Annotated in this window: 10 protein-coding genes, 1 other RNA gene and 1 pseudogene; 3 read left to right on the top strand and 9 right to left on the bottom strand. The window is 62.8% G+C overall.

Translation table 11 applies throughout. The features are described 5' to 3' along the window. The 4 genes from Q0L94_RS01320 to Q0L94_RS01305 form a co-directional block, all read right to left on the bottom strand. A partial coding sequence (locus Q0L94_RS01320) for a sigma-54 dependent transcriptional regulator (RefSeq protein ID WP_296749341.1) occupies window positions 1-1,171 on the bottom strand: 1,171 nt, incomplete at its 3' end. A 2-nt stretch (window positions 1,172-1,173) separates the two neighbouring features. Further along, on the bottom strand, window positions 1,174-2,736 hold the full coding sequence (locus Q0L94_RS01315; protein ID WP_296749339.1) for an ATP-binding protein: 1,563 nt from the start codon (window positions 2,734-2,736) through the stop codon (window positions 1,174-1,176). A 17-nt stretch (window positions 2,737-2,753) separates the two neighbouring features. Further along, the gene (locus tag Q0L94_RS01310; RefSeq protein WP_296749338.1) at window positions 2,754-2,978 is read right to left on the bottom strand and encodes a PP0621 family protein; all 225 of its coding nucleotides are present in this window, start codon (window positions 2,976-2,978) and stop codon (window positions 2,754-2,756) included. 51 nt (window positions 2,979-3,029) lie between these two features. Next, window positions 3,030-3,182, bottom strand: coding sequence for a hypothetical protein (locus Q0L94_RS01305; RefSeq protein WP_296749336.1), 153 nt, complete (start codon window positions 3,180-3,182; stop codon window positions 3,030-3,032). Window positions 3,183-3,233: 51 nt separating this feature from the next. Between Q0L94_RS01305 and Q0L94_RS01300 the strand changes: the two genes are divergently transcribed. Then, a complete protein-coding gene (locus Q0L94_RS01300; protein WP_296749334.1) occupies window positions 3,234-4,724 on the top strand; it encodes a catalase in 1,491 nt (496 codons plus the stop codon). Here Q0L94_RS01300 and Q0L94_RS01295 read toward each other — a convergent pair. Further along, window positions 4,721-4,945: a DUF3597 family protein gene (locus Q0L94_RS01295; protein ID WP_296749332.1), complete on the bottom strand. Its 225-nt coding sequence runs from the start codon at window positions 4,943-4,945 to the stop codon at window positions 4,721-4,723. The genes Q0L94_RS01300 and Q0L94_RS01295 overlap by 4 nt on opposite strands. A 169-nt stretch (window positions 4,946-5,114) precedes the next feature. Here Q0L94_RS01295 and chrA point away from each other — a divergent pair. Both chrA and Q0L94_RS01285 read left to right on the top strand, forming a co-directional pair. Next, window positions 5,115-6,318: pseudogene (gene chrA / locus Q0L94_RS01290) on the top strand (chromate efflux transporter). Window positions 6,319-6,588: 270 nt separating this feature from the next. Further along, window positions 6,589-7,449 (top strand): EamA family transporter, encoded by an 861-nt coding sequence (locus Q0L94_RS01285; protein ID WP_296749330.1) that lies wholly within the window; start codon window positions 6,589-6,591, stop codon window positions 7,447-7,449. A gap of 198 nt (window positions 7,450-7,647) precedes the next feature. Here the strand turns inward: Q0L94_RS01285 and Q0L94_RS01280 are convergent, their stop codons facing one another. The 4 genes from Q0L94_RS01280 to ssrA form a co-directional block, all read right to left on the bottom strand. After that, window positions 7,648-8,016 (bottom strand): type II toxin-antitoxin system RelE/ParE family toxin, encoded by a 369-nt coding sequence (locus Q0L94_RS01280; RefSeq protein ID WP_296749328.1) that lies wholly within the window; start codon window positions 8,014-8,016, stop codon window positions 7,648-7,650. Next, window positions 8,003-8,272, bottom strand: coding sequence for an addiction module antitoxin (locus tag Q0L94_RS01275; RefSeq protein ID WP_296749326.1), 270 nt, complete (start codon window positions 8,270-8,272; stop codon window positions 8,003-8,005). The genes Q0L94_RS01280 and Q0L94_RS01275 overlap by 14 nt, the downstream gene beginning before the upstream one ends. A 287-nt stretch (window positions 8,273-8,559) precedes the next feature. Next, window positions 8,560-8,685, bottom strand: a complete 126-nt coding sequence (locus Q0L94_RS01270) for an Arm DNA-binding domain-containing protein (RefSeq protein ID WP_296749324.1) — start codon at window positions 8,683-8,685, stop codon at window positions 8,560-8,562. A gap of 170 nt (window positions 8,686-8,855) precedes the next feature. Next, window positions 8,856-9,222: a transfer-messenger RNA gene (gene ssrA / locus Q0L94_RS01265) on the bottom strand. Between the last annotated feature and the right edge of the window lies 1 nt (window position 9,223).

Genomic DNA, 9,223 nt, shown 5'->3' with positions numbered 1-9,223 from the left:
GCGGATATTTGCAGCCGGCGGCGGCGCTGGCCGGGAGCGGGGCCGGCGCAAGGTTGAGGTCGGCGCTGCGGATGTGGCGGTCTTCGCACAATGCCAGCGCGCGCTCCAGGGTGTTTTCGAGTTCGCGTACGTTGCCCGGGAAGGCGTAGGCGCGCAGTGCCTTTTCGGCGTCGCGGTCGAGTCTGACCTCGCCGCCGCCGAGCTTGTCGAGCAGGAAACGCGCCATTTCGGGGATGTCTTCGGCGCGCTCGCGCAGGCTGGGCATCACCAGGTCGATGACGTTCAGGCGGTAATACAGATCCTGGCGGAAACGCCCGGCCTCCACCAGCGCGGCCAGATTCTGATGGGTCGCGCTGACGATGCGCACGTCAACCGCTTCTTCGGCGGTGGCGCCGACCTTGCGTACTTTTTTTTCCTGCAGCACGCGCAGCAGCTTCACCTGCATCGACAAGGGCAGGTCGGCGACTTCGTCGAGGAACAGGGTGCCGCTGTCCGCCGCCTGGAAGAATCCGCTGCGATCGGCGTCGGCGCCGGTGAACGCGCCTTTGCGATAGCCGAAAAATTCGCTTTCCATCAGTGTTTCGGGGATCGCGCCGCAATTGACGGCGACGAAGGGTTTGTCCGAGCGGTTGCCCAGCCGGTGGATCAGCCGTGCGGCGAGCTCCTTGCCGCTGCCCGATTCGCCGGCGATATGCACCGGTGCCTGGGTGCGGGCGAGCTTGGCGATGCGTGCGCGGATTTCCTGCATGGCTGCTGACTGGCCGATCAGGTCGCGTGCAGTAACGTCTGCCTGGGCGGTTTCAGGAATGTTCAGCGCGGATTTGACCAATGCGCGCAACTGGTCGAGCGCCACCGGTTTGGCCAGGTAGTCGAAGGCCCCGGCTTTCAGGGCGGCGACCGCATTACCGGCATTGCCGTAGGCCGTGATGACGGCCACCGGAACCGACGCCGTCAGGGCACTGGCGCAGGCGACCACGTCCAGCCCTTCGCCGTCTCCCAGCCGCATGTCGGTGAGGCAGAGGTCGTAGTGCGTCTGCGCCAGGCGGGTCTGCGCTTCGGCCACGCTGTTCGCGCGATCGGTTTCCAGCCCCATTTTGACCAGAGCCAGCTCCATCAGGTCGAGCAGGTCGGGCTCGTCGTCCACCAGCAGTATGCGCGGAGAGGCGGCCATGGCTATTCCCTGCCGTGTACGCTGAGACGGAAGCATGCGCCATCCGTACCGGGCACGTAGGCCAGCACCGCGTGGTTGGCCTCGGCCAGCTCGCGCGCGAGGAACAGGCCGAGCCCGGTGCCTTGCGCATCGGTGGTGAAAAACGGCTCGAACAGCCGGCTCTGGTGTTCCGGCGTCAGCCCCGGACCGTCGTCGCTGATCTCCAGGTGCGCGGTCTCGCCCTGCGTCAGCAGACGGATATGAATACTGCCCGCCTGCTTGCGGCAAAAGCGCCATGCGTTGCGCAGCAGATTCCACACGATCTGGCGCAGATGGTCGGGGTCGAATTGAAAATGCGCGGTATCGGGCATGCTGACTATGACGGCATCCGCCGGGATTTCTTCAGTCTGGCGTAGTTCGTCGATCAGGGCGGCCAGCGTCGCGACCCCGAAGCCAACCGGGCTGAGGCGGTCGCGCCGGTTGAGCGTCAGCACCTCCTCCACCAGGCGGTCGAGGCGGCGGGTATTGTTTTCGATGATGGCGGTCAGCTTCGCTTGCGCCGGATCGTGCGTGTCCTCGCGCAGCAGCTGCGCTGCCTGGCTGATGGCCGACAGCGGATTGCGGATTTCATGTGCGATATTGGCGGTGAGCCGTCCCAGCGCCGCCAGCTTCAGCCGCTGCGCCGCCTGCGCGGCCTGGCTTTGGTCTTCCAGTACCAGCACCCGGCTGTCGTCCGGCGTCGCAAGCGGGATACAGCGTATGCGCAACTGTGCCGCCTGGGTGCTCAGGGTATGCGTGGTCTGTGGGCTGCATTGCTGCGACAGGGCGCGCGCCAGCTCCGGCGCGCAGTCGGCCAGCCGGGTGACGCCGGGCGCCACCGGCGCCGTGATGCCGAGCAGCGCCAGCGCACGCGGGCTGGCGTGGCGCACCACGCCGTCGCCGCGCACCGCCAGCAGGCCGTCGGGCGAGTTCTCGATCGCCAGCGCGTTGATGCGGTTCAGCAGCGCCAGCTCGTCGGCTTGGCGCTGCGCCAGCGTTTCCGACTGCAGCGCGCGCCGGGTCAGCGCGTGTGCCAGCCAGCCGATAGCGAAATAGCCGGCGCACAGCAGCCCGACCTGGAAAAAGCTGTCCATCCTCTGGCTGCCGCCGAGAATGCCGAAAGCATGCTGCAGCAGCACGGCGATCGACGCCATCGCCGCATACAGCAGGGTCAGCCGCCCGCTGCCTACCAGGCCGCCCGAGGCGATGGAAATCGCCAGCAGCAGACCCATGCCGCCTGCCAGCCGTTCGCTGGTCGACATCATCAGCATCACCAGCACGATATCGGCGGTGATGTGGGCGGTGAGTTGGATCTGGAACCCCGGCCAGCGCGCGCGGATGCCCAGCACGAACAGTGCCGCGATCAGCAGATAGGCATAGGCGAAGGCCTGGAAACGCGCGGATGCGCCTTCGCGGAACAGCTCCGAGGCGTCGAACAGCAGCCCGGTGAACACCAGCGCCACCGCCAGGGTCAGGCGATACAGATTGAAGTAATCGAGGCTGCGCCAGTGCGACGCATAGTAGCCTTGAGCGGCCGGGCGCGGCATGGGGGGTGCCGCGGCGTTCATTTTTTGCCGCGTTGCTGGTGCTCGGGGCTGCAGAAAAATTCGCCGCCGGAATAGATGGCCTCGCTGCGCGGCAGATTCACTCCGCAATGCACGCATTTCACCATGTCTTCGACGGTCTGCTCGCGCGTCGGCGCGGGCGGTTTGTTGAGCGAGCGCTGGTAGGCGCGAAACAGCGCCAGCACCAGAAAAACGATTGCAATCAGCAGCAGAATCTTGAGCACGCCTTCTCCTTGAAATGCCGTCCAGCATAGCACGGCGCTGTCCTGCCGGCTTTACCGGGGCTGGCGGCGAATGAAGTGGATCTTGGCGGCATCCGGCTTGGTCTTGTCGGCCACGCCCTGCCACAGCACGTCGAGGTCGGGCGGGTAGACGAGTCTGGAATAAGGGAGGAGTATTTCAAAGGTGGCCCCCAGCCTTTGAAGCACGATAGTCGCTGGCTGGGGCTCGAAATTTGTTTACAGAGAGGAGTACCGACTATGGCAGATTCCAAGACCACCGGCTCGACGATGAGCACTGGCGCACCGGCGCTGAGCGACCGTAATTCCCTGACGGTCGGCCCTGACGGCCCCATTCTCCTGCACGACGTGCATTTCCTCGAGCAGATGGCGCATTTCAACCGGGAGAAAGTTCCCGAGCGTCAACCCCATGCCAAGGGCTCGGGCGCGTTCGGCGTGTTCGAAACAACCGATGACGTCTCGGCCTATACCCGGGCGGCGCTGTTCCAGCAGGGCACCTCGACCGAGATGCTGGCGCGTTTCTCCACCGTGGCCGGCGAGGCGGGCAGCCCGGACACCTGGCGCGACGTGCGCGGTTTTTCGCTGAAGTTCTACACGAGCGAAGGTAATTACGACCTTGTGGGCAACAACACGCCGGTGTTTTTCGTGCGCGATCCGATGAAGTTTCCGCACTTCATCCGCAGCCAGAAACGGCTTGCCGACTCCGGCTTGCGTGATAACCACATGCAGTGGGATTTCTGGACCGGCAACCCGGAGACCGCGCACCAGGTGACCTATCTGATGGGTGAGCGCGGCCTGCCGCGCACTTGGCGGCAGATGAACGGCTACGGTTCCCACACCTACATGTGGGTCAACGCCAAGGGCGAGCGGTTCTGGGTGAAATACCATTTTCACACCCAGCAGGGCATGGCGTTCTTCACCAACGCCGAGGCCGCCACCATGGCGGGTATCGACGCCGACTTCCACCGCCGCGACCTGTTCGAGGCCATCGCCCGTGGCGAGCATCCACAGTGGATACTCTCGGTTCAGATCATGCCCTATGCCGACGCGAAGACCTACCGGATCAACCCCTTCGACCTGACCAAGACCTGGCCGCACCAGGACTATCCGCTGATCCGCGTCGGCACGATGACCTTGAACCGCAACCCGGAGAATTTCTTCGCCCAGATCGAGCAGGCCGCCTTCTCGCCGGGGAACACGGTACCGGGTATCGGATTGTCGCCAGACAAGATGCTGCTGGGCCGGGCCTTCGCCTACAACGACGCCCAGCGCAACCGCATCGGAACCAACTTTCACCAGCTTCCGGTCAACCAGCCCAAGGTGCCGGTGAACACCTATCAGTTCGACGGCCAGATGACCTACACCCACAGCGGCAACGCACCCACCTACGTGCCCAACAGCGGTGGCCGGCCCTGGGCGGATGAAACCGGTCCCGTCGCAGACGGCTGGGAAGCGGACGGCGAGATGGTCCGCAGCGCCTACACCCTGCGCGCCGAAGACGACGACTTCACCCAGCCCGGGAATCTGGTCCGCAAGGTGTTCAACGACGCCCAGCGCGCGGCGCTGGTCGACCAGGTGGCCGGCAGCTTGCTCGGCGGGGTCCGCTCACCGGTACTCGAACGCGCTTTCGACTATTGGAAGTCCATCGACCCGGATGTCGGCGCCAGGATCGAGCAGAAGGTCAGGGCCGGGCGTGGCGGCAAACCCGCCGAGGGCAGGGTGGAAGGTTAGCGGCGGAAGGTATCCGCACGATGTCGCCGAGCGGATTGTCGTCGCCGTTCAATCAGCTCGGCGGGACAACCCCGTTCGGTGGCCAGCTCCTTGTGCGCTGTGAAGCTGCTGTCGATGTCGAGGCGCTTCAGCAGGTCGACGATGGCGGTTCGCCAATGCAGTTTTGTGGCAGGGGGCGGCGCACACCCTGCCGAATTGCCGGAGCGCATCGCCGCTGGCATGAATGCCGGACAGTAAATAAATAGACGGTGGACTGGGCGAGTCGGGGCTGTAAAGCCGTATTTGCCTGTTTCACCATAGAGTCAGAGAAGCGATTCCTTTCGTTGTGAATGAAGCAGTGTGAATGAGCCCCGCTCACCCAAGGCATCGGACAGAACCAAACGTGAGCACATGACCGATACCGCAAAAGCGGATCGCAGCCCGTGGGTGGTCTTTCTGGTTTTTCTCCGTTTGGGCCTGACCTCCTTCGGAGGCCCGGTCGCCCACCTGGGCTATTTCCGCGATGAATTCGTGACGCGGCGGCAGTGGCTGACCGAACGCAGCTATGCAGACCTGGTCGCCCTTTGCCAGTTCTTGCCGGGACCAGCGAGCAGCCAGGTCGGAATCGCACTCGGACTGTCCCGATCCGGCTACGCCGGCGCACTGGCCGCATGGGCGGGCTTCACTCTGCCGTCCGCGATAGCCCTGATTCTGTTTGCACAGGGTATGGCCAGTTACGGGGATGTCATCCCGGCTGGCGTGCTGCACGGTTTGAAAGTGGTGGCCGTGGCGGTGGTCGCGCAGGCGCTATGGGGGATGGCCCGCAATCTCTGCCCGGATGCACCGCGCGTCACCATAATGGCGGCGGCGGCCTGCTTCGTTCTTCTGCTGCCGTCCGCATGGGGGCAGGTGGGAGTCATCGTGATTGCTGCGATCATCGGCCTCTTGCTGTTCAAGCCTCAGCAGGGGGCAGCCCATGACCCATTGCCCATTGCGATGAGGCGTCGTGCCGGCTTGCTTTGGCTGGCGCTGTTTTTTACCCTGCTGATGGGGCTGCCGCTGCTGACTGCACTGTTTCCGGGGCAGACACTCGCCATGGTCGATGCTTTCTACCGAGCCGGGTCGCTGGTATTTGGCGGAGGGCATGTCGTGCTACCCCTGCTGCAAGCCGAGGTCGTACCCCCCGGCTGGGTCGACAACGAATTCTTTCTGGCGGGCTACGGCGCGGCGCAGGCCGTTCCTGGCCCCCTGTTCACCTTCGCGGCGTTTCTCGGCGCTTCGATGAACGAAACGCCTTCCGGCTGGCTGGGGGGCATGATCTGCCTGTTGGCGATCTTCGCCCCCTCTTTCCTGCTGGTCGCGGGTGCCCTGCCGTTTTGGGAGCGCCTGCGTCGCAATGTCCGGGCGCAAGCTGCGTTGTCGGGCATCAGCGGCCGTGGTGGGCCTGCTGCTGGCAGCCCTGTATCAACCTGTATGGACGAGCGCAATTCACGCGCCGCAAGATTTCGGTCTGGCCCTGGTCGCGCTGGTCGCCCTGATGTTCTGGAAGCTGCCGCCGTGGCTGGTCGTGGTAGGCAGCGGTGTCGCGGGCGGGTTATTGAGTGGGCTTCCGTGAGGCCGGACATGGCCGGCCAAGATCTTGGCGACGGCTTGATCAAGGGCCATTGACCGATATCCGGCTGCCCCACCGCCCAATGATCATCGAGGGTGCGCAGGACATCGTCGATGCGAGATTCGACGATCTTCGCAAAAGCCCCACCGTGCTGATGTGCGGCATCTTGCCGATGATATGATCACCTCACGCACGCGGACCAGATGATGGCCTGTTTCTACCCGGCTGGGGAGCACTCTCATAGACCTTACTCGATTCGCACCGCTGGCCGTCGTGCTGGGTGCCGTGGCGGTAGCAACCAATCCGGTTTTTGTTCGACTCAGCGAGCTGACTTCGGTAGCATCGGCAGCCCACCGGATGATCTGGGCGTTGCCGGTATTCGCGTTCTGGTTCTGGTTGTCGAGGCCAAAGACCGGGGTACGACCCCCATCCGGGAAACATGTCCCGCTGCTGTTGCTCTGTGGCCTGTTGTTCGCCGCTGATCTGGTGTCGTTGCACGCCTCTATCGAGCGTACGGCGGCGGCCAACTCAATGCTGTTTGTCAATGCACAACCCATTTATGTCGTCATCGGCGGCTGGCTGCTGTTCGGCACCCGTGTCACCCGGAATTTCGGGTTTGGCGTGGCGATTGCCCTCGTCGGCGGGGTACTGGTGGCCTGGCAAAGCCTCGATATCGGCACCGAACACCTGATTGGCGATGGCCTGGGTGTGCTCGCGGGCATCCTTTACGCCGGTTATATTATCGGTGCGAGCCGGTTGCGTGGACGGTTATCGAGTACCGAGATCAACCTGTGGACTTGTCTGATTGCAGCGCCGATACTGGTGCTGGTCACGCTGGCCAGCGGCCACTCATTGATCCCCCAGACGCCGCGCGGGTGGGGGCTGATGATCGCGCTCGGCGTCATCTCTCAGGGTCTTGGCCAGGGCTTGATCGTCTGGGGCCTGGCCCACCTGCCGACGAGCTTTTCTTCGGTCGCGCTGCTCACCGCGCCGGTCGCCGCCGCTGTGTTCGCGTGGCTGTTCCTCGACGAATCGCTGACCTCTATCCAGATCGTCGGCATGAGCGCGGTCCTCGTCGGCATCTATGTCGCCTGGCGGGCGGCACCCATCGCGAGCGAAAAAAAACCCCTGTAAACCATCGGCCCGGCCCGACGGAATCGATTTTGCCGGACCTTCCCGCGCTGTATCGGCTGGCGAAGCGGAAATATCGTGGCGGACGATTGAGCGGTTCAATACCGTCTCTGTCAATTGAATAGTAATGCAGCGGGCGTGTGCAAGATTACGGGTAAGTCGACGTACGGGGTGACTTGCCGGATGCTCGGCAGGTTGCGATCAGGCTTTCCGCTTCAGCCGCTCGACTTCGGCGTGGAAGGCTGGGGTCAGTTCGGTGATCAGGGTTTCGATGTCGCGCACCTGATGCTGAACCGTCAGCACGGCGATGCCTCGCGGCACGAGGTCATAGATGACGAAATGCTGCCGCGCCGGAACCATCAGAAACGAAGTCGAGCGGTATTGCCGAAGGCGGCCCTTCTCCGGACTGGCTGCAGCGTTACCCATCGCCGCGTACAGGTCGGCGAGGTAGCGGTCGGCAACGGTATCGCCCCATTCGTGGCGTGACCGCGTGTGGATACGGCGCAAATCCAGCGCCGCAGTTCGGGTCAGGAAGAACGTGGCGGGCGAAGGTACGTCATTGCCAGCCATCGGCTTCCTTGCGGTCGAGTGCTGCCATGTCGGCCTTGAAGTCGCCGCTAGACGCGAAGACACGACCCGCAGCCAAGTCGCGGTAACCGGCAAGGATGGCGTGCTGCACGAACTGACCATCGCGCCGCTCCATGTCGCGGCGGATCAGGTCGCGGACGTACTCGCTTGGCGTTTCGTAAAGACCCGTCTCGCCGACCATTCGATCCACGAACTCGGCCAAGGGCTTGGATAGACGGGCATTGATGCGTTCGGACATGGAAACCTCCCAGCTCGACTGGATGGAGATATTGTCGCACAAACGGTATTGTTTGTCGCAATTATTGCCATAACAGGCGACAAGTAACTGTGTCGGCACCTGATTTCGCTCATTTCGCCGAAAGGCATCACGGGCAAGTCATTGCCACAGCACTAATTTCGCTGATTTCGCAGCGTACCTCGACGCGATACCAGTTCGCGTTCCTTGGCGGCCTTGGTCCGCGCCAGCGCGGGATAGGTCCCCAGGGAAAGGGTCTTGCGTTTGCCTTCGTGGGTGTAGTCGAGCCGTCACCACTTTTTCCCATCGGGGCGGACAAGCAAATAAAGCCCGCTGCCGTCAGAAAGGCGATAGGGGGCCGCTTGGGGTTTGGTCGCCTTGATGGTGGGATCCGACTTGATGAGATCCTTTGTCATGCAGTAACTCCCGGAATGCTGTAACAGGAAAAGTGCTGTTACTGCGAAAGTTGCTGCATAAACCGCCGGACTTCAATGGATGTTACTGCATGCCATCGGAAATGAAAAAGGCCGAAATCCTTGTTTTATTTAGGATTTCGGCCTTTTTCGGACTTCTTTGGAACATGAAATGGTGGAACCGGCGGGAATCGAACCCGCGTCCGCAAGCTCTCTACAGGCAGTTCTACATACTTAGTCCGGTGTTTTTAAGCTTTAAGCTTGATCACGCCCGCCGAACAGGCTGGATTTTGCCGAGTCGCCTTGGATTTGGCACTCATCCAAGCGACCCGGATGAGCACGATTTCATGTGAATTAACTCACTGCCGGTTTGACCCGGCCCAGCCCATGAACAGACTGGTGTGAGTCCTGGACCTTAAGCGGCCAGGGCGTAGTTTTCGTCGTTTGCGACTAAAGTTTTTCAGTTGGATTTACGAGGTGCTCTGACCCTCGGTATGCCCTACGCTGCTTTGCAACCCACGTCGAAGCCAGGTCGGTCCCT

This window comes from Thiobacillus sp. (genome assembly GCF_024708915.1).
The sequence above is the reverse complement of the archived record's forward strand: the minus strand, read 5'-3'. Positions and strand labels throughout refer to the sequence as shown.